Raw genomic sequence first — 25,996 nt, 5'->3', positions numbered from 1 at the left:
AAGGAGATCTTCATGATTTAATATTCAAGGTCCATTTTCAATTCATCTACATACTCACTTGAACCCGTCACAATGAGACGGTCGCCCAGTTTAAGCTCCGTGTCCCCATGCGGTACAATGGAATCTTTGCCACGGAAAATACGGACCATAATCACGTCTCCCGTAAACGGAAATTCACGGAGATACACTCCGTTATACGTGGAGTTGTTCATATTGATCTGGTAGAGTGCACTTTCCTGTTTTGTAATGATATCAACCACGTTCGGTGCTTCAATCATTGCTTTCAGAAGCGCTTTGGAAGATAAGAATACCGAGAATACGCTGACCTTAAGCTCTTTAAGCTCGGCCGTCAATTGGGGAGATTCCACACGGGCAATAACCCGTTCCACTCCTTCTTCTTTCGCAAAGCGCGCGATTTCCGCGTTCTTCTCTTCATCTCCTGTAGAAGCAACAAGCAGATCAACCTCAAATACGCCATATGCTTTCATGGCTTCTACGTTATAGCCATCAAGCTCCTTAATATCGAAGCAGGAACGGCTGATTTTATCATCAATCTTATCTACTTTTGTATGATACAAGTGGGTCTCGTATGAATTGATGTCAAGTTCGCGAACGACTGGCATCGTCATGCGGTTGGACCCGATAAAGGACACTATCGTTTTATGGTGTTCATCCTCAAACTTACCATAAATCTTCTTAAATACAATCGGAGCAACCAGGCAGGTAAGCACTGCAACTAATATCAGTGCTCCTTCCATCTGGGCATCAATCATGCCTTCTCTCTCCCCGATTGTTGCAGCTGCAATCACGAGCGATAGCGTAGAAGTCAGAATAAATCCTGTACTCAGTACTGTCCGCGTATCATACCACTTTTTCAAAATCAGAGCCGGCACGATCTTCGATACGAGCAGCGCTACGAATAATAATGGAATGAGAATGACCACGCGGTTATCGGTAAACAGACTCCAGACATCAAGATCTACACCGACCATCACGAAGAAGATCGGTATCAGAAATCCGTAGCCAAAGCTGTCTAATTTCTTCACCATCTCCTGGTTCGGAGATAAGAGAGAAACGAGAGTACCCGCCAGGAACGCACCTAGAATATTCTCGGCGCCTACCGTTTCGGATAACGCTACGAGCAGGATAATCAACGTGAATACGGCACGCGTATCGATTTGGATAGTACCTTTAGCCATTGTTTCCACAAAGGATTGATGGCGGAACTGCTTGCCGACGAAGTAAAGCAGTACCCCGACCGCAAATAAGATGAGCAGCAGCCATGTATTACCGTGGCTCTCTCCATATAGGGATACAAAAACGGCCAGCAGGATCATGGTTGCCAAATCAGCAATAACCGCCACCAGAAGGATCGTCTGGCCAATCGTGGTTTTCATCATCTGCGCATCCTTAAGTGTCGGTACCACAACTCCAAGCGATACGGTTGATATGATCAGCGTCATTAAGAAAGCATTGTCGATAAATCCAGCCAGTACAAATAGATAGGACAAACCAAGGGAGATGGCGAATATCCCGGCGAACACGATTAAAGCCACGATGACCGGGTTTGGAGCTCCTGTCCCTTTATTTTCGGGCTTAGCCCTTTTCTTCCTTCTGGCAAAAATGGAGAAGTCAATTTCGAGACCACTAAGAAACATAAGAAAGATAAACCCGAGCGTTGATAAAATCTCGAGCCAGCTTCCCTGTTCCACAATATCGAAACCACTTTTTCCTATAATTAATCCGACGATAATCTCAGCGACTACGACGGGAATCATGTTCAGTTTAAAACGATGCAATAAGATGGGAGTGATAAATGCAGCTAGTATGACAATAACTAAGGAAGTTACTGAAGCTCCATGTTCCATACTCGCCCTCCTTCCACTAGATGAGTAAATTCATAAATGCTGTCGCCATACCGAAATAAATCAGTATGGAAATGATGTCATTGATGGTCGTGATGAATGGTCCTGATGCAACAGCAGGATCGATATTAAATCGATGCATGATGAGAGGTACGAGTGAACCAGCCAGGGTGGCTACAATCAACGTCGATAAAATGGAAAGTCCGACGAGTAAGCCTAAAAAGAAGTTCCCCTGCCAGAAATAAACGACAAGTGTAATGAGAACTCCGCAGGAAATTCCGGTGATCACTCCGGTTCCAGCTTCCCGCAGCATCATCTTCGTCTTACCCTGTTTATCAATTTCGCCTGTTGCGATACCGCGAACAGCAACCGCGAGAGCCTGTGTCCCTGTATTCCCGGCCATTCCGGCAATAAGCGGAATGAAGATCGCAAGAATCGCAACTTTATCAAGCGTTTCTTCAAAGCGGCCGATCAGGCTTGCCGTTATACTGCCCAAAAACAGCAGAATAACCAGCCAGGGCAGCCTTTTTTTAGCTGAATCAAAAGCATTTTCATCAGGACTGTCTACATCGGAAATACCGGCAAGCTTGGAATAGTCATCGCTTGCTTCTTCTTCCATAACGTCCATAATATCATCGACCGTAATAATGCCGAGCAGGTGATTCTGAAAATCAACAACGGGAAGGGCAAGAAAATCATAATCTCTTACCATTCGCGCGACCTCTTCCTGGTCTTCCGCTACAGAAACAGACACCACACGCTCATTCATGACGTCTGATATAAGCCAGTCGTCTTCTGAGATAATTAAATCACGAAGCGATATAACCCCAACCAGACGCTTGTCTTCGTCAATGACATAGGTGTAATAAATCGTTTCAGCATCAGGGGCTTCTTTTCTTAAATGAAGCATCGCTTCCCTGATCGACATGCCGGCCTCCACGATGACGAACTCCGTGGTCATAATAGAGCCCGCGGTTTTCTCTTCGTAGTGCAGCAAATCTTTTATTTCCTGGGCCGCTTCCTTATCCATAATGGTCAGGAAGCTTGCCACTTTGTCTTTATCCAGTTCATTAAAAATATCTACCGCATCATCTGTAGACATTTCTGCGAATACTTGTGCCGCAAATCTGGGATCCATTTCAGAGAAAAACGGCTCGATTTCCTCATAATCAATATGCTCCATGAAATCGGCTACTTCTTCGGGAGATAGATACGTATAGATCTGCATACGAACATCAACATCTAATCCCTCGAAAATCATGGCCTGATCATAAGGGTGGAGTTCTAGAAACTCGGCGCGGAATTGGTCAATGTAATCATTAAAAAGCGCATCCTTTATCGTATCCCAAACCTCTTGGCGCTCCTGGTCATCTAAGTGTTCCATAGCTCCCCTCCTTGACGTTCTGTTCGTTTTTGACCGTTTAATCTTAATTGCCTACTGGGCGTTTGTCAACGAAAGTATTTTCTTTTCATTAAATCCTAAAGTTGACTTAAAATTATTGGAAGAATCATGTACACTTACAATTATAACCGTAGTTTAACAGATTGCTTGATAGAAAGGGAACATTCATGAATGATAATCAGCAAACTTCACCGATTGATTTTACCATTATATTCATTGTCCTGGCCTTTGGAATCATCAGCTGCTATACCCTTTACACCGTAGATCCTTACTTAGGCGCTGGAGATCAGGGTTCTTATATGAAACAAATTGTCTGGTACATACTTGGAAGCATAGTCGCAGGCGTGGCTATGATTCTGGATTATGACCGCCTTCATCAACTCGTATGGGGGCTGTACGGATTTGGTCTTACGGCCTTGCTTATGCTTTTCTTTAAATTTCCACCGGGACTCGTTCACTATTCAGGCGGAGCGTGGAGCTGGTTTAAATTACCTGGCATCGGTACCATCCAGCCCTCTGAATTTATGAAGGTTTTCCTTGTCATAACGCTTGCTCATGTGATTGTTAAACATAATGAAAAAACCCGGATGAAAACTGTAAAGACGGATCTTATGCTGCTAGGAAAGCTGATGCTTCTTTCTGTAGTTCCGATGGGACTTATTGCCGTGCAGCCGGACTTGGGTACATTCCTTGTGTTAGTATCCATTACCACATTTATGATTTTAGTATCCGGTATTCAATGGAGAATTCTGCTTTCGATCGTCTCATCTGTACTAGTCGTTATTGCTGCTGTTGCGACCACGTTCCTATTTAATATCACAAAGGTTACCACGTTCTTTGAGGAATCCGTATTTGCCCACGTGGACTCCCGCTTCTATGGGTGGCTTCAGCCTGAAAAGTACGAGCTGGGCGCCGGCCTCCAGCTAATTAAAGCCATCACAGCGATCGGCTCCGGACAGCTGACCGGAAAAGGTCCGGGCAACTTTGAAGTGATGGTGCCCGAACGCCATACCGATATGATCTTCACAGCAATATCCGAACAGTTTGGGTTCGTAGGTTCAAGTATTGTCGTCACGCTGTTTTTCCTTCTGGTCTACCGGATGATTCAAATCGCTCTAGAAAGTAACGATGCGTTTGGAAGTTATTTGATTGTCGGTGTCGTAGGAATGATCGCGTTTCAAGTCTTTCAAAATATCGGCATGTCCATTCAGCTGCTTCCGATCACAGGACTTCCCCTTCCCTTTCTAAGTTACGGTGGAAGCTCGACGCTTGCTTATATGCTCGCAATCGGCCTCGTGCTGAACGTCAAATCCCGTACAAGATCTTATATGTTTGAATAACACTCACTAAAGGTGGAGAAGCTTTGTAAAAGACTTCCCGCCTTTTTTTAATTATTCTAAGCCGATGTACACAAACTCTGTAATTCTCAGTAAGGATTTATTTCAGAAAAGCTCCCATTACTTGTAGATTCAGTTTCGAGACAATTTTTGAGTGGGAGGCCCTCTCTATATGAGCAACGGGCCTAAATTATCTCGAAGACGAGCCTTACAAAATCCGGTCCTTTAGCTTACTATGGCATTTTGAGCGAATTTATCTTCATTTTAAGAGCCATCTTAATTTTATTAACTTATTGGAAGGAGAATGATGATGAAAATTGATGTAATTGGTGACGTTCATGGCTGCCTTGATGAATTAAAGCAGCTATTTACGGAACTTGGCTACGAATGGAAAAACGGAATTCCTTATCACCCTGATGGACGCACTCCGGTCTTTGTTGGTGACATTACGGACCGCGGTCCTGCTTCAGTGGAGTGCATTCGGTTTGTCTGCCAGTTAGTATTAGAAGAAAAAACAGCGCTCTATGTGCCCGGCAACCACTGCAATAAACTGTACCGGTTTTTCCTCGGCAACCCTGTAGAAGAAACACACGGTTTAGAAACCACAGCAGAAGAATACCGAAGCTTATCCACACGTGAACAAAAGAAGGTTCGAAAGCAGTTTATGACACTGGTAGAAGAATCACCTCTTTATCACGTGCTGGAAGAAGCGGACGCTGTCATCGCCCATGCTGGTATTCGCAGAGAAGATATCGGAAAAAATAATAAAAAGGTCAAAACCTTCGTATTGTATGGCGATATTACAGGAGAAAAGCTACCGGACGGACGTCCTGTACGAAGAGACTGGGCGCAGCATTATGATGGCGACTTGTGGGTCGTTTACGGACACACGCCAGTGCGCGAACCCCGCTTCGTTAATAAAACCGTCAACATTGATACGGGCTGCGTATTTGGAGGCCAACTAACGGCGTTTCGCCTGCCGGAAGAAGAACTCGTTAGTGTTCCTTCCTCCATGCCGCTCGTGGAAGAGAAATTCAGATACTAAAAAATCAGACTCCGGGCGAGTCTGATTTTTTAGTATTCAGCTGTCCTGACATAACGATTCCACTCTTCAGGAATGCCCGAGGTAAAAGACATATGCTCGCCTGTCCAGGGATGGGCGAAGGCAAGCTCATGGCAATGAAGAGCCTGGCCGCTCCAGGGTAGATCTTCTGTCTCCCCGTATAAAGTGTCCCCTACGAGGGGATGACCAATGGAAGCCATATGGACTCGGATCTGATGAGTCCGCCCGGTCTCAAGCTTCAGTCTGACGAGCGTATGCTGTGCATAGCTTTCCAGAACCTTGTATAACGTCCTGGATGGTTTTCCATCTTCACAAGTGGTCCGTTCCACAATAGAGCCTGGTTTCCGGGCAATCGGCGTTTCAATAACGCCTTCCTTCTCTTTGAGCTTTCCTTTTACCAGGGCCGTATAAAAGCGATCGAGCCTGCTTTTCTCAAGCGTAAGCAACCGGTGACTGTAAGCGTGCTTCGCGGCAAGCATAAGTCCTGACGTCTCCCGGTCCAGCCTTGTGACAATATGAACAGTATTGGAAAGTCCTTGCTTCTCGTAATGATGAAGAAGCCGGGTTGCAATGGAAGAACCTTCATGGTGGGAAGATGGAACGACCGGTACTGAAGATGGTTTATCAATAACGATCACATCTTCGTCCTCATAGCGGATTATGAGGGCTCCTTCTTCAGGAGTCATCCTCTCACCGCGTACTTCCTCCGGAAAATAAACGGTAACCACTGCCTCCGACTCCACTTTCAGTTTGAGAGAAGCAGGCTGGTGATTGACAGAAATGGATCCCGCCGCTTTCACTCGTTTGATGAGCTGACGGGAGAAACCGGCCCGCTTTTGCAGGAAATCCCTCACTGTCTGACTTGATGCCTCAGGCGGCACGCGCCAGCTTTTGGTAACCGTACTCAATCTTTCGAATTTGAATACTCATCGGATACGAAGGAGTCGTGGACACGTCTCCAGAAAGGAAACGGACGGAAGCGGGCAAAACGGACTTTTTCAGTCGCCACACGGCACTGAATTGATTTCACGTCTTTATATGTGCGGGTAATATGATCCATCGTAATCAGGAAACTTCGGTCGTTCAACGGCTTTAATAAGCAGGTATGATGGCTTGGCAAAATTAGTGGAGAACCGATGGTACGGAACACACGGTTGTTAATGGAAGCCATCTCGGCGATCTGAATCGCTTCCAGAGAAGGATGGAGAATCGCACCGCCGAGCGCTTTGTTATAAGCTGTACTGCCGGATGGTGTAGAAATGCAAAGTCCGTCTCCGCGGAAGGTTTCAAAATGATCGCCTTTAATTTCGATATCAAAAACGACCGAACCTTCTGAAGTTTTAATGGTACATTCATTTAATGCCAGATATCGATCTTCCTCTTCCCCGTCTTTCGGGCGGATGGTCACTTCAAGAAGCGGGTACTCCACCACCTGAAAAGGCGTCCGCGCGATTTCAATGATCAGCTTTTCCAGTTCTTCCGGCATCCAGTCGGCATAGAAGCCTAAGTGGCCGGTATGAATCCCGATAAAGGCTGTTTGATCAAGGCGGTGAACATAGGTGTGAAAGGCCTCTAATAAGGTGCCGTCTCCTCCTACAGAGATAGCAAGATCAGGTTCGTCCTCATTGTATTCCAACTGAAATTCAGTTAAATAATTTTTGATTTTGGATCGGATTTCATTCGATTTCTGGTCGCCTTTAGAAAGGATCGAGAATTTCATCTGCTGCCCACTCCTCTACTTCTTTTTAGTATGGTTTTTCTGATCTTCTTTACGCAAAAATACTTTCTGTGCTTCCTGGATTTCACTTTTAATCTTGGACATTTCTTCATCCAGACGGAAGGCTGCTTCTCCGGCTCTTTTTAACCGGCTTTTAATTTCAGTTGGTATTTTACCAGCATATTTATAATTTAAGGAGTGTTCGTTGGTCGCCCAGAAATTCATAGCCAGTGTACGGATTTGAATTTCTGCTAACACAATCTTTTCTCCATGGATGGTTTCGACTGGATACTCAATGATTACGTGGTAGGACCTGTAACCGCTCTCTTTTTTGCGGGAGATGTAATCCTTCTCTTCAACGATCTTAAAGTCGTGACGGTTTTTCAGCATGTTTACGACAGCATAAATGTCATCTACAAATTGACAGACGACACGCACACCCGCAATATCCTGTAACTCTTTTTCAATGTTTTCAGGATTAATGGCTTTTCTCCTGGCTTTTTCAATGATACTTGATCTTGGTTTTACGCGCCCTGTGACAAATTCAATCGGGGACTGCTCCATCTCATATTCAAACTGCTGGCGCATTCCCTTTAATTTAACTTTTAGTTCGTCAACTACTTGTCCATAAGGTGCTATAAATATATCCCAATTCATCTTGCGCCCACCTTTATGTATCCAATCTGTATAGTAAATATGTGCGTTTTCTCATGCATTCATTGTATCATAAAGTTAAGTCACATCAGAAATGATAAAGGAGGCATTCTAAATTGTCCCAGGAAATCGAAATTGAATATAAGAACTTGCTCACAAAGGATGAGTACGATCGAGTCCACCAATTATACCCATTCGAATCAGTTGAATTCATGGAGCAAACCAATTATTATTTTGAATCAGATGATTTAAAGCTTCGCAGTCTAGGGGCTGCTCTCCGCATCAGGAAGAAAAATGATCAATGGACGCTGACCCTGAAACAGCCTCATCCAGAAGGACTGCTTGAAACCCATGACTCACTGTCTGAACACGAGGCAGATTTATGGATTCAAAACCGCATGGTGGAGAAACCAAATGTTGGAAAACAGCTGGATGAGCTTGGCGTTTCTTTAGACGACTTGAAATTCCTTGGTTCCCTGACCACAAGAAGAAAGGAAATCGAGTACAAGGATACCCTTCTTGTCCTCGATCACAGTCTCTATTATGATCAGGAGGATTTTGAGCTGGAACTGGAAGCTAAGTCGAAAGAACAAGGAAAAAACGTTTTTTCCCAAATTTTAAATCAATGCAATATTCCTGAAAGGGAAACAGATAATAAGATCAAACGCTTTTATAAAGCCCGGCAAGAATCAGAATAGTTGCCGTAGAACACGCCCATTGCTAAAATGGATTAACAGACAGGAAGGGATTTTATGGTACAGCGACCTGGAACGATTTATGAGGCGCTTGGTGAAGAAAAAATATCAGAGCTCGTCGAAGCATTTTACAGCCGAGTAAGCCGTCACCCGGATTTAATTCCGATCTTTCCGGAGGATCTAACAGAAACGGCGCGGAAGCAGAAACAGTTTTTGACTCAGTTCTTCGGCGGCCCTCCTCTTTACATCGAAGAGCACGGTCACCCGATGCTGAGAGCCAGACATCTGCCTTTTGAGATTACACCCACCCGTAGAGACGCCTGGCTGTCTTGTATGTCAGGCGCTTTAAACGAGGTTTCTATTGAAGAACCTTACCGGTCCGCTATTTTCGAACGGCTAACGATGACCGCGAACCACATGATGAACACACCAGAAGAGGAGAAAGGAGAATCGAAGTGAGTTGGAAAAGCTTGAGCAGCAATAACGATACACAAGGAACAGCCAGCGGTTTTTTCAATTTATTAAAGCGGCCCATAGAAATCTATGTGTTTATCGATCCGCTCTGTCCTGAATGCTGGTCACTTGAACCATTCTTAAAAAAACTCACTATCGAGTACGGCCGCTTCTTTACTATCCGTCCCATTATAAGCGGGAAGTTGACTTCCTTTCAGCAGAACAAAGTGAAGAAACCTGAAAACCTGAAAAAAGCGTGGGACAGCACCACTTCCCGCACCGGCATGTGCTGTGATGGTGATGTTTGGATTGAGAATCCGGTTTCCTCCCCTTATGCGGCTTCTCTTGCTGTAAAAGCAGCCGAGCTGCAAGGCAAAAAAGCAGGTATGCGGTTTCTCAGAAAAATTCAGGAGTATGTTTTCCTGGAAAAACAAAACATATCGGATGAAGATGTATTAATTGAATGCGCCAGTAAGAGCCGTCTGGACGTAGAAGAGTTCAAAAGAGATCTTCATTCAGATACCGCTCGCAACGCCTTGAACTGCGACTTAAAATTGACACACGAAATGGAAGTAGAATCAACGCCGACCATTGTTCTTTTCAATGAATCGGAAGAAGATGCCGGACTGAAAATAACCGGTATGTATTCCTATGATGTGTATGTAAAAGTTCTGAAGGAGATGCTGCAAAAGGATCCAACCCCTGCCATCAAACCTTCTCTGGAAGACTTTTTGCACTACTACCGATTTGTAGCGAACAAAGAAGTTGCGGTCGTCTACGACTGGACAGAACAACAGGCTAAAAAAGAAATGAAAAAATTAGTGCTGAAACAAAAAGCGCGTGAAGTCCCTGTAAAACACGGGGCCTTCTGGGAATATCTCGGCACATAATAAACATTTTTGAAACGGTACCGAAATGGTTAGATAGCTGTCTAACGATTTCGGTATCGTTTTTTTATGAGCACATGCACCGCCCTCATGCCTGCACCTGTTCTTACCTCCATAATCCTTTGAAACTTTTATGAGAGATAAACGTAATGTAGATGACAGTGGGCGTTTGGGCCAGAAAGAAGGATTAACAATGATTGCTGACATGTACAAAAGAAGAGAAAAACTGGCCTACTCCCTTACCGGAGTGCTTATACTGGTTATGGCAGGGTATTTATTATTAAATCGCCCGGAGACCAGTCAAGAATGGCTGGAAGCAGCCGTCCTCCTTGTCCCTGTTATTTTTATGGTTATGATAGCTGCCTCGAGCCGTCATAAATATAATAAGGTTAAAGACTTATCTATTCCCGAATCGTCTGGTTCACTGCTTGAGGCCGATCACGTCGTATGGAAAGCCGATTCAGGGAAACTCCCACGGCTGTTGGCCTTCGAGAAGAATGGCGCCTATTTTGGAATGTTGAAGACGGAGAAGCTCCCCTGGTGGCTGTATCCGCTTGTCTTCTACCGTAAATCTTTTTTATCACTCGCTCCGAGTACATACAGCTTTTATACAAAGGACGGGGATAAGCTCTTTTCCTTCACACGAAACGGTTTTAAAGAGACAAAGGTTACGATTTTCAATCAAGAAGGACATCATGCAGGTACTTACATACAAGAAGAATTTAAAAGTCTTTTTCAAGTGAAGGGTGAAATAATGGACGAGGACGAGCAGCGTGTTCTTTCCGTAAAAGCCTCAGGTACTACTGGTGATTTTTCCTTATCGGATGAAGAAGGGCACCGTTGGGCGCATTTTTATAATGGACGCTTCCCTCATGAATATACGGAGTTGTTTCGAGACGTGGATAACGATATCGTAGAATTGTCGAACGAGCTCTCATGGAAAAACAAACAGCTGCTGCTTGCTGTCGTCAGCTTTCTATTTATAAACCGTTCTTTAAATGGATAAGGTACAGTGCAAGAGGGAGGAGAGAAATATGAATAAAATAAGAATTGGCGTCGGTTTAATTGGAAACCTTATCGTGTGTTTCTGGGGCGTTAACAGTTTACTTACAGGTGACCCCGTTTTTAATCATTCTATATTTTCTTACTTGTTTGCAATCGGCGGTTTTATCAGCTTTATTGCCTTAATGATGGAGTTAAGAAAAAAGGACCGTGTAGATCCTGAGAATCCATCCAACCATCCTTAGATCTCTGTTGATCTAAGGTTTTTTCTTTCCCGTAAAATATGGCTGATAAGCATAGACAGGCTAAGAGGTGTCATACATATAATCAAAGGAGGAAGAGCTATGAAAGTTTGGAAAATCATCGCCTGCTGCCTGGTTATTTTATTGTTGGGGAGTTTTCACTTGTTCGGCTTAATGCGATTATATCCTTTATACATTACCTCCCCCCTTCTATTTATTTCCATCTATCTGTGCATCTCCTTTATTTATCACAGAAAAACTTTTAAAGGATTTCATTAGAAAACCCGCGTGCCAGTAAGGATCACGCGGGTCTTTTATATGCTTATTTTTTAAGCAGTTCTTCCATTTCATTCAGCTTTTCTTCAAATACATCAAGCGCGGACAAAATCGGATCTTTAGAAGTCATGTCCACCCCTGCCTGTTTTAGCACTTCAATCGGATAGTCGCTGCTTCCTGCTTTAAGGAAACTCTTATAGCGTTCAACTGCTGTGTCGCCTTCAGAAAGGATCTGATCTGCAAGCGCCGTAGCTGCCGCGTAGCCAGTAGCGTATTGATACACATAATACCCCATATAGAAGTGAGGAATACGGGCCCATTCCAGACCGATATGATCATCAATCACAATGTTGTCTCCAAAATATTTCTTATTCAGGTCGTAATAGATCTCTGTCAGCTTATCCGCTGTCAAGGCTTCACCGTTTTGAGCCTGCATATGAATCTCGTGTTCAAATTCAGCAAACATCGTTTGTCTGAATACAGTGCCGCGGAAACCTTCCAGGAAGTTATTTAGTAAATAAAGCTGTTCTTTCTCACTTTTCGTATTTTTCAACATGTAATCATTTAATAATGCCTCATTACATGTGGAAGCCACTTCAGCCACGAAAATGGAGTAATTCCCGTAACGGTACGGCTGGTTCGCATGGGTGTAGTAGCTGTGCAGGGAATGCCCCAATTCATGTGCAAGTGTAAATAAATTGTTCACATTATCCTGCCAGTTCATTAAAATATAAGGATTTGTGCCATAGTGACCTGAGGAATAAGCCCCGCTTCGCTTCCCTTTGTTCTCCTCAACGTCAATCCAGCGGTTCTCAAAGCCTTCCTTTACGGTATTGACATATTCCTCCCCGAGCGGCTCGAGACCTTTCAGAACCAGGTCTTTTGCCTCCTCATAAGATACTTTCATTTCCGCGTCTTTAACGAGCGGCGTGTAGATGTCGTACATATGAACTGCATCTAATCCGAGAACTTCTTTTCTAAGTTCGATATAGCGATGAAGCAGTGGCAGCCGTTCATTAACAGCTTCAATTAAATTATCATAAACCGTTTCCGGAATATTATTATTGTTTAATTTAGCTTCACGTGCGCGCTCATAATTTCTCACTTGAGCATTAAAATTATTTTTCTTCACATGACCGCTTAATGTTGAAGCAAAGGTATTTTTGAAAGAACCAAACGTATCATACATCGCTTCAAAAGCTGATTTTCTTACTTCGCGATCATCGGATTTTAGAAAACCGACATAACGTCCGTGAGTAAGATCTACTTCTTCCCCTTCTTCATTCTTAATCGTTGGAAAAGTAAGATCCGCATTATTTAAAGCTCCAAATGTCTGCGATGGATTGGCTCCTATCTCAGAGAAACCAGCGAGCAGTTTTTCTTCCTTTTCACTAAGAACATGTTCTTTTTGGCGCGTAATTTCATCCAGCGTATGCTCATACAATTTGAGTGGTTCATATTCCTTAATAAATCCTTTAATTTTCCCTTCCGGAAGAGCTAAGATTTCCGGCACAATGAAGCTCATTGCCGAAGCGATCTTCGTATATAGACTTTCCGCTTTGGCATTCATTTCCTGGTAATGGGAATTTGTTGTATCCTGATCTTTGCGCATATGGGCGTAAGTAAATAGCAGGCCTATTTTATTAGAAATTTTATCTTGAAAATCAAGTAGATTATAAAGCTGTTCAGCAGATTCACCAATTTTCCCCCGGTATTGATCCAGTTCAGGCAGAAGTTCTTCTGCTTCTTTCAGCTCTTTATACCATTCTTCGTCTGTAGCAAAAATAGCTTCAAGGTCCCACGTTTTTTCTACAGGTACCTCTTCTCTTTTTGGTAATTGTTTAGTTGCTGCCATCATGATCCTCCTTCAGATAGTTCGTCACCCTAACCAATTCTCGATTCAGGTGTGAATCCCTTCTTAAATATTAATTCTTTCCAGTTTTTTTAATGCGGCGACCGTCTTTCGATCGTCTTCGAGTGCATTCTGCATATGTTGATGAAAGATAACCTGTTTTGTCTTAACCCATCCCTTTTTCGCGGATTTCTTGATGTAACCGAGAGCTTCAAGCAGATAGGCATATTCTTTCATTAAATCCGGCTGATATCCATTAATAGTGGGAGGAACAGCCTGTTCAGGGAAAAACACGGGAGCTCCTATTTCCAGTTCTATGAAATGATCAAACAGGAACTTCGTCTGCCACACATAGGAAGGCCCTGCACCAGCAAGCTCTCCCTTAGAGGGCAGGAAAGCAAGTGTAGGAAGCAATGAAACGTGAACCCCTCTTCTGTACACATCATCCCGAAATGCCTGCACTCCTTTACTGACGTGTGGATTGTAAACGGTCCGTTGCTTATATAATAGTTTTTCCCACATGGGCAGCAAGTCATGCAAAAAGGATGAATCAGGGATTTGAAACAGATGAGAGAATTGGATGGTTGAGAGCGAATAAGAGCGCAGATCTGCTAGAGTTTTCCGCTGGCTGACGCTTCTTAAGTTGGAAGCAATCGTTAAGCACTGGGTTTTGGAGTTAAAAAAGTAGAGGGAATAGTGATGATGAAAGGAATAGAGAAAGTTCCGAAGAAATTCGGTCATGTGGATCGTACCTGGAGACGATTGTTTCAAGAGATGACTTCCGAGAATCCATAGTGGGAAAATACCATGTTCTTTGTACTGCCTCGTCCGCCGCTGAATTTCGTCTTTAGAGAGTCTGGCACATTGATATTCAATGGCTACTCGTTTAGCACCAATGGTTACAAATACATCAGGACGCTGACCAGGTCCACGTAACGGGTATTCTAATTTAACGTCGTAGTTGTGACGGACCAGCCACTCATACAGAGCCCATTTTCCTTGTTCATGCGCTTCGCTCTCTCCTCGGTTGGCAGCACACTCACTCTTCGGATAATGCGCAAAGTGCGGTTTTACTTTTGGTCCTGATCGAATGAACAGAGTATCTTTACAATAAGGACAATAGTAGGAGCTAGTGTGTAGCACATGCAGTTCTTGAGGGGTTAAATGCAATAATGAGTGTAGATTTCCTGAGGAATCCTCGGCGTAAAACAATCCTTCACCTCCTCCTCTTCTATTCGACATCCATCCACATTTTTCCTTTATGTACAAAAAAATAAGCACACTTGTAAGGGTGTGCTTGTAAACGTTAATGAGCTGGAAAATATTCTTTGACCCTGGTCAAAGCTTGTTCATCGAATATGGTCTTACCATATTCCTCTAAACGATAAATCGTTACAGGTGACTCATGTCCGAATTCCATTACTTGGCTCAACATATTTTCCTGTTCTTCATCACTCATATTTTCATCAATGAACTGAATATATAAATAATAGTTGTCTTCGAAATGGAAAAGACGCTGATCCATGGAATTCTCAACAGACATGTAGTGGCTGAGTTGAATGACGTCTTCAAAATCATTAAATTTCAATGTAAATGTCAACGGTTCATCCTTGTGGTCCTCATCCTCAGTGTCCTGCTCTTCATTCTGATCGTTTTGATCAGATTTACTAAATTTATCGTCAAGCAAAGATTCCAGTTTTTCATCAACCGGTACATCAATAGCATTTTCATCGTCACTAGGGAGTTCAAGTTTTTGACCATCCTGGGAGACTTGTGCTTTTGTAACGATCACTTCTAGACCTTTATCCATGGCTTGAACTTGAATCCACAAAGGACCATCAGCCTGGAAGTTCTCCTGATCATTTACTTCATCCATCATTTCCCAGAAAAGCTGTTCGCTTCGTTCCCGGTTATACCAAATTTCTTCTCTGTCGAACCCACGCTGTTCTACATCCTGGTAAGTGACGTAAAACTTAACCGTGTTTTCATTAATACGTTCTATTTCCATGAAATTTCTCTCCCTTCTTAACAAGTATTAAGGGGGAAGGGAATACTCACCCTTTTTTAATGCTTATTAAACCTTACCCGTTAGGTTAAAGCCTCAACCTTCAAAATGTGTAGAATGAAGGATTGATTAATTCTATTGTATGACAGTGTAAGGCAAATGGAAAACAAATTGCTTCAATTCAGCATATAACCATACCCAAAATGAATATCTTTTTTTATAGATCCATTTATTGTTTCTGTTGGGTTATCATTTTAGCTTATTCTGAATGCTTTGTCACTACAAGCGGGAGGATTTATTATGAACTGGGACATGCTTGAACCAATTTTAATCATTATCAGTATTGATATCATCTTAGGCGGTGACAACGCCATTGTCATTGCCCTTGCCAGCCGAAACCTTCCTAAGCACCAGAGGAATAAGGCCATCTTTCTTGGGACAGGTCTTGCTATCGCAGCTCGTATCTTACTTACAGCTGTTGCTCTTTATCTTCTCCAAATTCCCTATCTTCAATTAGTCGGTGGACTGTTTCTTTTTTACATTGCCATGCAATTATTAACAGATAGCGATGACAGCCAGGATATTAAAGCCGGCGATAACTTAATGACCGCCGTAAAAACCATTGTACTGGCAGATATTGTCATGGGCTTTGACAATGTATTAGCTATTGCCGGAGCTTCGCATAACAATATTGTACTTGTGGTCTTCGGATTATTAATTTCCGTGCCTATTATCATCTGGGGAAGTCGATTCATACTCCTGCTTATGGACAAGTTTCCCCTTCTCATTTACTTTGGAGCTGGATTACTCGCTTATACAGCAGCCGAAATGATTATCGAGGATCATTCCGTTTCTTACCTCTTAATGGACTATCCTGATGTAAAAGCCTGGATGCCTGTCCTTGCTGTAATAGCCGTTACTTTTACAGGTTATTCTGTGAATAAACGAAAAGAAAGGACATAATTAAAACAAAAACTGTGACCCTCGGGACCACAGTTTTGACGTTTATTTAATTAACTAACTTCTGTGCTTCTTTTAATTGGAACGTACGTACACTTCGCGGAAGGAAGCGACGAATTTCATCTTCGTTATATCCTACTTGCAGACGCTTGTCATCAATGATGATCGGGCGGCGAAGTAAACCAGGGTTTTCCTGAATAAGATCAAATAAATCCTGCATCGGCAGTTGATCAAAATCAACCTTCAGCTTTTGGAATACTTTAGAACGTGTAGAGATAATCTCTTCAGTTCCATCTTCCGTCATTCTAAGGATCTGCTTAATCTCATCTAGAGTAAGGGGTTCGGAAAAGATGTTCCTCTCCGTATAAGCGATATTGTGCTCTTCAAGCCAAGCCTTTGCTTTACGGCATGATGTACAACTTGGTGAGGTATAAAGTGTGACCATACAGAAACTTCACTCCTCAAATATTATTATGGTAAAAATTTGAACTGCTTATTAAATTACAATCTTTATAATCTGACCTACTTTAACTATAACACATCTGTCAACTGTTTCATATGTCTATATGAATCGAAACAAACCTTGAGACGTCTAATTTCATCCTGAAGTAATATGTACCACTACAAGCGTTACCTTAAACCACAATTCAATAAAAAATAAGAGTTTTTTTCAATTGTGAACATTTATTGAAAAAACCCACCTGTTTATTGGTGGGTAATGAAACCTAAGAATTTTTAGACTTATCCAGCTCGTCTAAAATATCATCAGTTCCACGATTTTCATCTATCTGAAGAACTTCATCTACATGCTGATAGGATTTACCGTAGAAATCTTCATCTCTATAGGTATGAACTTCCGTGTACATACGTTTCATTTGTTCATAAATCTCTTCTTCCGAAGCACCTTCAGGGGACCAATAAAGAATCTCCATCTGATTGACTTCATTCGTAGCGAGGGAGCGCCTCGTGTATCCAATCGACTGAGCGTGCTTGAAGCCTTCTCTCTGATAAAAACGAAGACGTTTTTCGGAATCCGTCTCATCATAATCCACCGGCTCTACTTCCAGAATGATTGGTTTGTTTTTGGATTTCATTTTCTCAATAAGTTTATGCCCAAGTCCCTGGCCGCGAGCAGCTGTGGAAACGTATACATAATCAATAAAAATGAAAGAATCGAATTCTGCATACATTAAGACGTGTTTATCACTTTCATCCTTATAGTAAACGTCGCTTTTTTCTTTGAGCAATGCTTCCATATGTTCTTTTGACTTCATTTCCTCTACTGGAAAATATTTGTTCAGCTTTTCATACCAATTCATTGATCTACTCCCTTTTCATTAATTACCTTCATTATACAGAAGTTTGTGATTATTGTTAAATCCGTAGAAGTCCTCCATTTAGTAACCTTCCCTGCTTCCTTTAAAAATAAACGAAGAGTGCCGGCGTCCAGCACTCTTCCTTATTATTAATTCATAGGAGTATAATCAACATTTGGTGTGTAATTATTGGTGGCGTTCCATAAGAGATATTCATGGATCCCGTTTTCTTCCAGAGCTTTAATTTGGGCTTCTACTTCAGCCTTACCGTACTGCTTAGTAGCTCCTGAATAAAGCCAGGGAGCTTCAAAATCCTGCAGCCATGGGCGGGAAGTTGGTTTATTCTCCAGTTTACTCAGGACCTCGTTCTCTACTTTAGCGTATTCGTCGATCACACGATAAGGTTCGGTATCCGGTTTGGTTATGCCAAAATATGGCCCCCAGTGACTTGGATAAATCATCGATGATATAACATCTACATTTTCAGAGATTTTCGAGAAATTCTGACCAATATTTGGAGCTTCCGGAATCGTAGCAGAATATCCGAAGATGTCTACAGACACATCCACGTCATAACGAGATAATTCTTCGTTAGCAAAAGCCACAAAATCGGTTACAGCTTTCACACGTTTCTGCACTTCTTCCATTTCCAGGTCAGCATATTCACCCTGGTCATATTCCAGCACGCTGTCACGATTTCCGAATCCCTCTGGAAAGCGGACATAATCAAACTGGATTTCCTGAAAGCCCATTTCAGCTGCCTGCTTCGCTATGTCCAGATTGTATTCCCATACTTCTTTTAAAAATGGATTAACAAAAGCTTCTCCCCGTCCATTCACCCATACTTTGCCATTCTTTGTATAAGACAGGTCGGGTCTTTCTTTAGCAAGCATTGAATCCTTAAATACCACCACACGGGCTATAGGGTAAATCCCTTTCTCCTCCAATGTTTTCAGCATTTTTTTGGGATTATCGATAAATGGTTCGGCAATGTCTGCGTACGGCGAGCCTTTTTCCGGTTGAAACGTAATGTTTCCATGGTCTTCTTTAATATCGATTACCATGGCATTTAAGTCCGAATTCTCTACCAGTTTGGTCAATTCACTCATTTTCTGCCCGCCCGCTGAAGGACCAGTTACATAGATCCCTCTTACAGCATCAGGATATTCGAACTTGAACCCTGAATTATAAACAAAGCGTGCAGCTGGCTCTGAGGTATCCAGCTTCTTCAAACCAAGTTCTTTCTTCGTAAGCATAGAGATTTCTTTCTTTTCTTCATCTGCGGCATTAACATTATGTAGTGGTACAGCACAAGAAATCAGTAAAAGACTAGCAACGATGAACAACCATTTCCGATTTTTCCCCATTTCATCCTGCTCCTATTTAAATTTTTTGTCACTATTCATTATATAAGAGGTTAGTTGCTAAGAATAGCCCTAAATTGAAATTTATGTAAGTAAAATTCACCTCTCTTTCTTATATCGTCTTCTTTCTTAACTATTATAGAGTAGAAATTTCTAAAAATAATTAGTTGAGGTTCGCTCTCTTATTTGTAATATTTTATTCACCTAATTAATTTTTAGCTATATGTTAAGCCTATAGCTATGGAGGTGAGTGGTTATGATCAATAACCAAACAGGGGTAACAGGAACTAAGGGTGCACCTTTAAGAAAAGGGAAACCGCATTCAGGAATGGATGCAGCCTCTTCCAGGACTGACCCCGAAAAAGTAAAACAAGAAATTCAAGAGGATTTACGTAATGGCATAGGGGCCATGACAGCCAGAGAAGCAGGTTCCATGAAAGATTAAAGAAACACGTGCCAACCTTTAATCTATTACAAATAACAGAGGGTATGCATCCATTTACGGTGTGTTTCCATTAATTTGATCAGATAGAGTCATTAAAAAAAGAGATCTTGTCCTTTGAAAGGCAAGATCTCTTTTAAACACATACTATTTAGTAGTGGCATGTTCTTTTTTGTAGAAGTCGAACTCCTTCGTCGTACAAAGCACCCAGTGGCCTGGACGTACTTCACGAAATTCCGGCTCTTCACTCGTGTCGTGATTATTCGGATTATACGTAAAACGTTCACGGGAACGTTCATAGTCAGGGTCAGGCAGCGGAATAGCTGACAATAACGATTGAGTATAAGGATGAATCGGGTGATTATACAGATCATCTGAATCGGCAACTTCCACCAATTTCCCGAAATACATTACTCCAATGCGATCACTGATATATTTAACCATGGACAAATCGTGAGCAATGAATAAATACGTCAGTCCTTTTTCATGCTGGAGTTTTTTCAACAGGTTAACAACCTGCGCTTGAATAGATACGTCCAGCGCAGAAATCGGCTCATCCGCAATGATAAAGCTTGGATCTACAGCCAGCGCACGGGCGATTCCTATACGCTGACGCTGCCCGCCACTAAACTCGTGAGGGTAGCGGTTCGCATGTTCTTTGTTCAAACCAACTGTTTCCAAAAGTTCATGAACTTTAGCTTTTCGCTCTTTATCGTCTTTGGCAAGACCGTGGATATCCATACCTTCTGCAATAATATCCTCTACCTTCATACGAGGATTTAAAGAAGCATAAGGATCCTGGAAAATCATTTGCATTTCACGGTTAAACTTTTTCAAATCTTCACGATTTTTCTTACCGTGAACATTTTCACCATTAAAGATAACTTCTCCATCTGTAGCATCATAAAGACGAATGATGGTACGTCCTGTTGTTGATTTTCCACAGCCGGACTCCCCAACAAGACCAAATGTTTCCCCTTTAAAGATATCAAAGTTCAAGCCATCTACAGCTTTAACCACGCTGTGGCGGCCGGTCTTGAAATGTTGTTTTAGGTTTTTAATCTCTACCAGCTTCTCTTGACTCATATGCGATCACCTTTCTCATTGCTTGAGGATGATTTAGCCATCCCCTCCATACGTTTCTTAATCGATGCAGGCGGCTCCATGTTAGGCGCATTCTCATGCAACAACCATGTAGCTGCATAATGAGTCTCAGAAACTTTAAACATCGGAGGCTCTTGCTCCAGATCAATCTGCATCGCGTACTCATTACGAGGGGCAAACGCATCTCCTTTTGGAGGATCCAATAGATCAGGAGGAGAACCAGGAATGGCATATAATTCTTCGTCGGCACTGTCCAGAGACGGCATAGAGCCGAGTAATCCCCACGTATAAGGATGTTTTGGATTGTAGAATATATCATCTACAGTTCCAATTTCAACAATCTTCCCTGCATACATAACTGCTACACGATCCGCCACATTGGCTACTACTCCGAGGTCATGCGTAATAAAGATCGTAGCTGAATCCGTTTTCTTTTGAATATCCTTCATGAGCTCAAGGATTTGAGCCTGAATGGTTACGTCCAGGGCCGTGGTTGGCTCATCGGCGATCAACAATTTAGGATTACAAGCAAGTGCTATAGCGACAACGACACGCTGCCTCATTCCACCAGAAAACTGGTGAGGGTATTGCTTTAATCGGCTTTCAGGATCAGGAATCCCTACAAGGTCCAATAGTTCAACGACGCGCTTGCGTGCCTGTGCGCGGTCCATTTTCTGGTGCTTGATCAACCCTTCCATGATCTGGTTTCCTACTTTCATCGTAGGATTCAAGGAAGTCATCGGATCCTGGAAAATCATAGCCATTTCCTTACCACGGATCTTCTGCATCTGCTTTTCACTCATCTTTGTTAAATCTCTGCCTTCAAAAAGGATCTCGCCTTCTTTAATTCGGCCAGGCGGTTTAGGGATCAGCTGCATCAGAGCTTTCGTTGTGACTGATTTACCAGAACCTGACTCACCTACGATAGCCAGAGTTTCTCCTTTATTAAGATCGAAACTAACCCCACGTACAGCTTTGACTTCACCGCCGTAGGTGTCAAAGGATACATGCATGTTATTTACTTCTAGTAGTTTTTCCATTGTTACACCTACCTCCTATTCACGCATCTTCGGATCAAATGCATCACGAAGACCGTCTGCTAAGACATTAAAGGCAATCATGATTAGAGAGATTACAATTGCCGGGAACAATAAAATATGCGGATAAATTTGCAGAGACTTAAATCCATCATCGATTAATGTACCTAATGAGGCAATTGGAGTAGGCAGTCCTAGTCCGATAAAGCTCAAGAAAGCCTCGAAGAATATGGCACTTGGAATCGTAAACATGGTATTAATAACAATTAAGCCTGTTACGTTAGGCACTAAATGCTTTCTCAATATACGGTTGTCCGGTGCACCAAGGGTTCTTGATGCCAATACGAATTCCTGGTTTTTCAGCTTCAGAATTTGTCCTCGGACAATCCGGGCCATCGATATCCAGCCGGTTATCGTCAAGGCAATGGTGATCGATATTATTCCGGGTTCGAGAATCAGGATCATGAGAATGACCACGACCAGGTTCGGAATACCCATAAGAATTTCGATAATACGCTGCATGTAGTTATCGACACGGCCTCCGTAATAAGCAGAAATTCCTCCATAAGCTACACCAATGACCATATCAATAGCTGCAGCTAATAACGCAATGTACAAGGAAATACGAGTACCTTTCCAGGTACGTGTCCATAAGTCACGTCCAAGTCCATCTGTACCGAACCAGAATGACTGATCATTCATATCTTTTGCTGCATACACATCATATACCGCTTTAACCTGAGCAGGTTCTCCATTTGAACCGTCACTCACAACGGATGTTTTAATAAATTCTTCATCATTATTAAATCGCATATTCGCATTAGTCGTTGCCTGCTCTACTGTTGCACCTGACATCGTTGCGGATAGGGTCCCATCCATCCCGAGCCAGCCAAGACCTTCAACTTTTGGAGGCATTTTAGCCCGGCCAAGGTCCTGCTCGAATTCTCCGTATTGGTTCATATAAGGACCAAAAATAGCCATAAGAATTAAGATAATCAATGTCGCAAGACCAATCATAGCGCCTACGTTTTTCCGCAGTCTCATGAATGAGTCCTGCCAGAAAGAAAGACTCGGTCTGGCTATTTTTTCACCTTCATTTTCCTGTCGTTCTACGGGTACAAATAATTCTTTCGATGGTTTGTGGTTATCCATAAGTTACTACTCTCCTTCAGCCAGTCGGATTCTAGGATCAATAACTCCATAAAGGAGATCAATGACAAGGATGATGAAAATGAAAAGGAACGCGATTAGTAACGTGGTACCCATAATAATCGGAAAGTCATTTGTGTTAATCGCTTTAACGAACTGTTCACCAATCCCAGGTACGGCAAAAATGTTTTCAATTACAAGTGTTCCCGTCACTAAACCGATTGCTAGCGGTCCCAGTACCGTAACCAATGGAATTAAAGCATTTCGCAGACCATGTTTGAAAACAACGCCGAATTTGTTAACCCCTTTTGCACGAGCCGTTGTAATATAATCAGATCCTAATACCTCAAGCATCTCGGTTCTCATAAAACGGGCGGCAATGGCGAGCGGGAATATCGCAAGGGCGATTGTTGGCATGATTGTGTGCTGCCACGTTCCCCACAAGGCAACCGGGAACCAGCCTAATTTAACGCCAACGTAGTATTGCAGAATCCCTGCAAATACGAATGATGGTATGGATTTTCCGAGTACGGCTATGAATGTCGAACCATAATCCAAAAATCCATTATGATAAATCGCTGACACTAATCCGAGGAGCATCCCTAAAATAGTACCTACGATCATAGCTTGAACTCCTATGGTCATCGAAGGTCCGATACGCTCCAAAATAATGGTGGTCACTTCCCTGTTGTCAAACTGGAAAGATATACCTAAGTCACCCTGTGTAAGGTTAACTATATAATTGAAGTACTGTACGGGTACTGGATCATCCAATCCGTACTTTTCTAACACTACCGCTTGTTGCTCTTCTGATAATTTATCTGCAGCACTTAGGGGAGTACCTGGTAAAAATTTCATCAGGAAGAACGTAAAGGTAGCGATCAAGAACATCGTTATAATCATGTATCCAAGTCGTTGAAGTATATAACGTGTCATATGAACACCTCCTGTGAATTTAAAACCTACTATCTTAATTTTATTGAATAGACAGAAAGTTGTCTATAATTAGAATACTTTCTTTACAGGGAAAAAGAGAGCATACGCCAACTGTTTGGACATATACTCTCTCCCTTATTAGCTAGCCTATATATGGTTTAGAATAGTTTTGTCTATTATTTACCTTCAATATAAGCGTACTTGTAGATGTAGTCAGGTCCCATAGGGTTAGTAATGACACCTTTAACATATGGCTTAACTAGTTTAGCAGATGCACGCTGGTAAAGTGGAGCAAGTACAGCGTCTTCTTGAATTAGTTTCTTCTCTGCTTCAAGGAATGTTTCAAAACGTTTAACTGGCTCTTGAGCAAGCTCGTTGTTCGCTTTCTCGATCATTCCATCATACTCGTCACTAGCATAACCAGTGTGGTTGTTTCCACCATCAGTTACCCACATGTTTAAGAAAGTATTCGGGTCAATATAGTCAGGTCCCCATCCAGCATTCTGGATGTCATACTCCATATTCTTGTCGCGGTCAATACGCTCTTTAAATGGAACGGCTTGAACGTTGACAGTCAATCCTTCAAGTTCTTCAAGCTGATCTTTAAGGTAAGCATCAAGGTTCTTAGCAACATCACTGTCGCCGCCAAGGTAGCCGATTTCAGCATTCTCGATACCTAGTTCCTGCTTAGCTTCAGACCAAAGTTTTTGAGCTTCTTCTTTGTTAGTTTCTACAAGATCTCCGTTGATTTCACGGAAGTCTTCTCCGCTTTCAGGGTGCTTAACGAAATCTTCAGGAATATCACCTACAGCAGGGATAGATCCGTTGTTCAGGATAACGTTAACCATGTCTTCACGGTTAATGATCATTTGCATAGCTTTACGAGCTTTCACGTTTCCAAGGATTTCGTTCTCCTGGTTAAACTTCAAGTAGAACAAAGTAGGTTCTTTCTCAACTTGGAAGTCTTCATTAGAACGGTACTGGTCAACGAATTCAGCTGATAGAGCTGTACGATCGATGTCGCCGCTCTGGTAAAGGTTTACACCAGTAGAAGTTTCTTTAACAACACTTACATTAATTTTATCAAGTTTAACTGCTTCAGCATCCCAGTAATCTTCATTCTTTTCAAGAGTCCAGCCTTCGCCGTGGTTCCATTCAGTCATTGTGAAAGGACCGTTGGATACTAGAGTATCAGCTTCAAGAGCGAAATCTTCGCCTTGTTCTTCAACGAATTTCTGGTTCAATGGAAGGAATGTACCAAAAGTAGTTAATGATTCGAAATAAGGAATCGGTTTTTCAAGAGTGATTTCAAGCGTATAGTCATCTACTGCTTTAACACCCAGTTCTTCTGGAGGTGTTTCGCCATCAGCGATAGCAGTTGCATTTTTAATAACTCCGCCCATCATGTAAGGACCGTATTCAGATCCTGTATCAGGGTTTACAGCGCGCTGCCAAGCGTAAACGAAGTCGTTCGCTGTAACAGACTCACCGTTTGACCATGTTGCATCTTCACGCAGGTTAAATGTCCAAGTAAGGGCATCTTCACTTACTTCGTGGTCTTTCGCAATTGCTGGTTCTGGTTTTCCACCTTCACCCAGACGATAAAGCCCGTCCATTGTGGAACCAAGGAATTGGAAAGCTACTGCGTCTGTAGCAAGTGCTGGATCCATCGTTGGGATCTCTGCACTATCCGTAATGTTAAGTACTTGTTCGCTATCTCCTGAAGATTGTTCTTCAGTATTCTCTGAGTCCCCGCCGTTGTCAGAAGAACCTGAATCTCCTTCGGATTCATTTCCTCCTCCTGAACATGCAGCCAGGAACATGCTTAGTACTAATGCTAGTACTAGCAATAACCAATTTGTCTTTTTCATGTAGAAAAGACCTCCCCTAATTTTTCTAAAAGTATCGTGGCGCTTTGTCCACAATACGAATTATACAAGTTTTCTAACTATTTTGCATTACCTTTTTTTCCGAAAAATAGTATGAAGCCCATCATTATTACTTTTCTGTAACATAAAATGTGACTTATTACCTAGTTTATTTTACAACATTTACGTGTCGAATTGCATTAATTATAAGCTAATTTGTATAAAGAAGGGAGGCTTTAAGAGATGAACCCGCATTTAATGCGGTTATACGTTAAAGTAAGTGAATATACCATTCAATATTCCTTCAACCGTGAATTTTCTGTTTATTAATCCCATTTACAATTCCTTCATAGAGGAAGACGTGATATAA

At 42.3% G+C, this 25,996-nt stretch carries 26 protein-coding genes; 10 read left to right on the top strand and 16 right to left on the bottom strand.

Translation table 11 applies throughout. The annotated features are described in order from the left end of the window. Positions 1 to 17: 17 nt before the first annotated feature. Together LCM11_RS11510 and mgtE are read right to left on the bottom strand one after the other, a co-directional pair. The gene (locus tag LCM11_RS11510; protein ID WP_224894400.1) at positions 18 to 1,868 is read right to left on the bottom strand and encodes a monovalent cation:proton antiporter family protein; all 1,851 of its coding nucleotides are present in this window, start codon (positions 1,866 to 1,868) and stop codon (positions 18 to 20) included. A 16-nt stretch (positions 1,869 to 1,884) separates the two neighbouring features. Then, positions 1,885 to 3,249, bottom strand: a complete 1,365-nt coding sequence (gene mgtE, locus LCM11_RS11505) for a magnesium transporter (protein ID WP_224894399.1) — start codon at positions 3,247 to 3,249, stop codon at positions 1,885 to 1,887. A gap of 185 nt (positions 3,250 to 3,434) precedes the next feature. Between mgtE and LCM11_RS11500 the strand changes: the two genes are divergently transcribed. Then, complete coding sequence (locus LCM11_RS11500; RefSeq protein WP_224894398.1) at positions 3,435 to 4,607, top strand: FtsW/RodA/SpoVE family cell cycle protein; 1,173 nt, start codon at positions 3,435 to 3,437, stop codon at positions 4,605 to 4,607. Between the two features lie 307 nt (positions 4,608 to 4,914). Further along, positions 4,915 to 5,649 carry a bis(5'-nucleosyl)-tetraphosphatase PrpE gene (prpE, locus tag LCM11_RS11495; protein ID WP_224894397.1) on the top strand — a complete coding sequence of 245 codons (735 nt, stop codon included), beginning with the start codon at positions 4,915 to 4,917 and terminating at the stop codon, positions 5,647 to 5,649. Between the two features lie 29 nt (positions 5,650 to 5,678). Here the strand turns inward: prpE and LCM11_RS11490 are convergent, their stop codons facing one another. From LCM11_RS11490 to LCM11_RS11480, 3 genes are read right to left on the bottom strand one after another with little or no spacing between them, the layout of a single operon-like run. Next, positions 5,679 to 6,575, bottom strand: a complete 897-nt coding sequence (locus LCM11_RS11490) for an RluA family pseudouridine synthase (protein WP_224894396.1) — start codon at positions 6,573 to 6,575, stop codon at positions 5,679 to 5,681. Beyond that, a complete protein-coding gene (locus LCM11_RS11485; protein ID WP_224894394.1) occupies positions 6,572 to 7,387 on the bottom strand; it encodes an NAD kinase in 816 nt (271 codons plus the stop codon). Before LCM11_RS11485 ends, LCM11_RS11490 begins: the two co-directional genes overlap by 4 nt. A gap of 15 nt (positions 7,388 to 7,402) precedes the next feature. Then, the gene (locus LCM11_RS11480; RefSeq protein WP_224894393.1) at positions 7,403 to 8,041 is read right to left on the bottom strand and encodes a GTP pyrophosphokinase family protein; all 639 of its coding nucleotides are present in this window, start codon (positions 8,039 to 8,041) and stop codon (positions 7,403 to 7,405) included. 113 nt (positions 8,042 to 8,154) lie between these two features. Between LCM11_RS11480 and LCM11_RS11475 the strand changes: the two genes are divergently transcribed. From LCM11_RS11475 to LCM11_RS11450, 6 genes are all read left to right on the top strand, one after another. Beyond that, entirely contained in the window at positions 8,155 to 8,736 is a 582-nt protein-coding gene (locus LCM11_RS11475; RefSeq protein ID WP_224894392.1) for a CYTH domain-containing protein, read from the top strand. A 54-nt stretch (positions 8,737 to 8,790) separates the two neighbouring features. After that, on the top strand, positions 8,791 to 9,192 hold the full coding sequence (locus LCM11_RS11470) for a globin (protein WP_224894390.1): 402 nt from the start codon (positions 8,791 to 8,793) through the stop codon (positions 9,190 to 9,192). Next, positions 9,189 to 10,076, top strand: a complete 888-nt coding sequence (locus tag LCM11_RS11465; protein WP_318246151.1) for a ClpXP adapter SpxH family protein — start codon at positions 9,189 to 9,191, stop codon at positions 10,074 to 10,076. Before LCM11_RS11470 ends, LCM11_RS11465 begins: the two co-directional genes overlap by 4 nt. Positions 10,077 to 10,266: 190 nt before the next feature. Next, complete coding sequence (locus LCM11_RS11460; RefSeq protein ID WP_224894389.1) at positions 10,267 to 11,079, top strand: hypothetical protein; 813 nt, start codon at positions 10,267 to 10,269, stop codon at positions 11,077 to 11,079. A 28-nt stretch (positions 11,080 to 11,107) separates the two neighbouring features. Further along, positions 11,108 to 11,320, top strand: a complete 213-nt coding sequence (locus tag LCM11_RS11455; RefSeq protein ID WP_224894387.1) for a hypothetical protein — start codon at positions 11,108 to 11,110, stop codon at positions 11,318 to 11,320. Positions 11,321 to 11,419: 99 nt separating this feature from the next. Then, positions 11,420 to 11,596: a hypothetical protein gene (locus tag LCM11_RS11450; RefSeq protein WP_224894385.1), complete on the top strand. Its 177-nt coding sequence runs from the start codon at positions 11,420 to 11,422 to the stop codon at positions 11,594 to 11,596. A gap of 43 nt (positions 11,597 to 11,639) precedes the next feature. On the opposite strand, the gene pepF is transcribed toward LCM11_RS11450, so the two are convergent. From pepF to mecA, 3 genes are all read right to left on the bottom strand, one after another. After that, on the bottom strand, positions 11,640 to 13,448 hold the full coding sequence (gene pepF, locus LCM11_RS11445; RefSeq protein ID WP_224894384.1) for an oligoendopeptidase F: 1,809 nt from the start codon (positions 13,446 to 13,448) through the stop codon (positions 11,640 to 11,642). Positions 13,449 to 13,511: 63 nt separating this feature from the next. Next, positions 13,512 to 14,657, bottom strand: a complete 1,146-nt coding sequence (locus LCM11_RS11440; protein ID WP_224894382.1) for a competence protein CoiA — start codon at positions 14,655 to 14,657, stop codon at positions 13,512 to 13,514. 94 nt (positions 14,658 to 14,751) lie between these two features. Beyond that, positions 14,752 to 15,453: an adaptor protein MecA gene (gene mecA, locus LCM11_RS11435; RefSeq protein WP_224894380.1), complete on the bottom strand. Its 702-nt coding sequence runs from the start codon at positions 15,451 to 15,453 to the stop codon at positions 14,752 to 14,754. A 297-nt stretch (positions 15,454 to 15,750) separates the two neighbouring features. Here mecA and LCM11_RS11430 point away from each other — a divergent pair, with 297 nt between their 5' ends. Further along, entirely contained in the window at positions 15,751 to 16,413 is a 663-nt protein-coding gene (locus LCM11_RS11430) for a TerC family protein (protein WP_224894379.1), read from the top strand. Between the two features lie 46 nt (positions 16,414 to 16,459). On the opposite strand, the gene spxA is transcribed toward LCM11_RS11430, so the two are convergent. The 3 genes from spxA to LCM11_RS11415 form a co-directional block, all read right to left on the bottom strand. Continuing rightward, the gene (gene spxA / locus LCM11_RS11425) at positions 16,460 to 16,855 is read right to left on the bottom strand and encodes a transcriptional regulator SpxA (protein ID WP_224894377.1); all 396 of its coding nucleotides are present in this window, start codon (positions 16,853 to 16,855) and stop codon (positions 16,460 to 16,462) included. 280 nt (positions 16,856 to 17,135) lie between these two features. Beyond that, positions 17,136 to 17,729 (bottom strand): GNAT family N-acetyltransferase, encoded by a 594-nt coding sequence (locus LCM11_RS11420; protein ID WP_224894376.1) that lies wholly within the window; start codon positions 17,727 to 17,729, stop codon positions 17,136 to 17,138. 146 nt (positions 17,730 to 17,875) lie between these two features. Then, positions 17,876 to 19,093, bottom strand: coding sequence for a putative glycoside hydrolase (locus LCM11_RS11415; protein WP_224894375.1), 1,218 nt, complete (start codon positions 19,091 to 19,093; stop codon positions 17,876 to 17,878). 253 nt (positions 19,094 to 19,346) lie between these two features. Between LCM11_RS11415 and LCM11_RS11410 the strand changes: the two genes are divergently transcribed. Beyond that, positions 19,347 to 19,535 (top strand): hypothetical protein, encoded by a 189-nt coding sequence (locus tag LCM11_RS11410; protein WP_224894584.1) that lies wholly within the window; start codon positions 19,347 to 19,349, stop codon positions 19,533 to 19,535. Positions 19,536 to 19,679: 144 nt separating this feature from the next. Here the strand turns inward: LCM11_RS11410 and LCM11_RS11405 are convergent, their stop codons facing one another. The 5 genes from LCM11_RS11405 to LCM11_RS11385 all read right to left on the bottom strand — a co-directional run bounded on the left by LCM11_RS11405 (position 19,680) and on the right by LCM11_RS11385 (position 25,629). Further along, positions 19,680 to 20,618 (bottom strand): ABC transporter ATP-binding protein, encoded by a 939-nt coding sequence (locus LCM11_RS11405; RefSeq protein ID WP_224894374.1) that lies wholly within the window; start codon positions 20,616 to 20,618, stop codon positions 19,680 to 19,682. Then, positions 20,615 to 21,676 carry an ABC transporter ATP-binding protein gene (locus tag LCM11_RS11400; RefSeq protein WP_224894373.1) on the bottom strand — a complete coding sequence of 354 codons (1,062 nt, stop codon included), beginning with the start codon at positions 21,674 to 21,676 and terminating at the stop codon, positions 20,615 to 20,617. Before LCM11_RS11400 ends, LCM11_RS11405 begins: the two co-directional genes overlap by 4 nt. A gap of 15 nt (positions 21,677 to 21,691) precedes the next feature. Next, positions 21,692 to 22,825: an oligopeptide ABC transporter permease gene (gene opp3C / locus LCM11_RS11395; protein ID WP_224894372.1), complete on the bottom strand. Its 1,134-nt coding sequence runs from the start codon at positions 22,823 to 22,825 to the stop codon at positions 21,692 to 21,694. 6 nt (positions 22,826 to 22,831) lie between these two features. Further along, complete coding sequence (opp3b, locus tag LCM11_RS11390) at positions 22,832 to 23,758, bottom strand: oligopeptide ABC transporter permease (protein ID WP_224894371.1); 927 nt, start codon at positions 23,756 to 23,758, stop codon at positions 22,832 to 22,834. A 176-nt stretch (positions 23,759 to 23,934) separates the two neighbouring features. Then, on the bottom strand, positions 23,935 to 25,629 hold the full coding sequence (locus tag LCM11_RS11385) for a peptide ABC transporter substrate-binding protein (protein WP_224894370.1): 1,695 nt from the start codon (positions 25,627 to 25,629) through the stop codon (positions 23,935 to 23,937). Between the last annotated feature and the right edge of the window lie 367 nt (positions 25,630 to 25,996).

It is taken from the genome of Halobacillus halophilus (assembly GCF_020171985.1).
Taxonomy (GTDB): Bacteria; Bacillota; Bacilli; order Bacillales; family Halobacillaceae; genus Halobacillus; species Halobacillus halophilus_A.
The sequence above is the reverse complement of the archived record's forward strand: the minus strand, read 5'-3'. Positions and strand labels throughout refer to the sequence as shown.

Excerpts from the sequence above, each read along its gene's own strand:
- opp3b (WP_224894371.1), bottom strand. The coding sequence starts at position 23,758 with ATGACACGTTATATACTTCAACGACTTGGATACATGATTATAACGATG.
- LCM11_RS11455 (WP_224894387.1), top strand. The coding sequence starts at position 11,108 with ATGAATAAAATAAGAATTGGCGTCGGTTTAATTGGAAACCTTATCGTG.
- LCM11_RS11450 (WP_224894385.1), top strand. The coding sequence starts at position 11,420 with ATGAAAGTTTGGAAAATCATCGCCTGCTGCCTGGTTATTTTATTGTTG.
- LCM11_RS11485 (WP_224894394.1), bottom strand. The coding sequence starts at position 7,387 with ATGAAATTCTCGATCCTTTCTAAAGGCGACCAGAAATCGAATGAAATC.
- mecA (WP_224894380.1), bottom strand. The coding sequence starts at position 15,453 with ATGGAAATAGAACGTATTAATGAAAACACGGTTAAGTTTTACGTCACT.
- pepF (WP_224894384.1), bottom strand. The coding sequence starts at position 13,448 with ATGGCAGCAACTAAACAATTACCAAAAAGAGAAGAGGTACCTGTAGAA.
- opp3C (WP_224894372.1), bottom strand. The coding sequence starts at position 22,825 with ATGGATAACCACAAACCATCGAAAGAATTATTTGTACCCGTAGAACGA.
- LCM11_RS11400 (WP_224894373.1), bottom strand. The coding sequence starts at position 21,676 with ATGGAAAAACTACTAGAAGTAAATAACATGCATGTATCCTTTGACACC.
- mgtE (WP_224894399.1), bottom strand. The coding sequence starts at position 3,249 with ATGGAACACTTAGATGACCAGGAGCGCCAAGAGGTTTGGGATACGATA.
- LCM11_RS11410 (WP_224894584.1), top strand. The coding sequence starts at position 19,347 with ATGATCAATAACCAAACAGGGGTAACAGGAACTAAGGGTGCACCTTTA.
- LCM11_RS11420 (WP_224894376.1), bottom strand. The coding sequence starts at position 17,729 with ATGAATTGGTATGAAAAGCTGAACAAATATTTTCCAGTAGAGGAAATG.
- LCM11_RS11460 (WP_224894389.1), top strand. The coding sequence starts at position 10,267 with ATGATTGCTGACATGTACAAAAGAAGAGAAAAACTGGCCTACTCCCTT.
- LCM11_RS11500 (WP_224894398.1), top strand. The coding sequence starts at position 3,435 with ATGAATGATAATCAGCAAACTTCACCGATTGATTTTACCATTATATTC.
- LCM11_RS11430 (WP_224894379.1), top strand. The coding sequence starts at position 15,751 with ATGAACTGGGACATGCTTGAACCAATTTTAATCATTATCAGTATTGAT.
- LCM11_RS11415 (WP_224894375.1), bottom strand. The coding sequence starts at position 19,093 with ATGGGGAAAAATCGGAAATGGTTGTTCATCGTTGCTAGTCTTTTACTG.
- spxA (WP_224894377.1), bottom strand. The coding sequence starts at position 16,855 with ATGGTCACACTTTATACCTCACCAAGTTGTACATCATGCCGTAAAGCA.
- LCM11_RS11405 (WP_224894374.1), bottom strand. The coding sequence starts at position 20,618 with ATGAGTCAAGAGAAGCTGGTAGAGATTAAAAACCTAAAACAACATTTC.
- LCM11_RS11480 (WP_224894393.1), bottom strand. The coding sequence starts at position 8,041 with ATGAATTGGGATATATTTATAGCACCTTATGGACAAGTAGTTGACGAA.
- LCM11_RS11470 (WP_224894390.1), top strand. The coding sequence starts at position 8,791 with ATGGTACAGCGACCTGGAACGATTTATGAGGCGCTTGGTGAAGAAAAA.
- LCM11_RS11385 (WP_224894370.1), bottom strand. The coding sequence starts at position 25,629 with ATGAAAAAGACAAATTGGTTATTGCTAGTACTAGCATTAGTACTAAGC.
- prpE (WP_224894397.1), top strand. The coding sequence starts at position 4,915 with ATGAAAATTGATGTAATTGGTGACGTTCATGGCTGCCTTGATGAATTA.
- LCM11_RS11510 (WP_224894400.1), bottom strand. The coding sequence starts at position 1,868 with ATGGAACATGGAGCTTCAGTAACTTCCTTAGTTATTGTCATACTAGCT.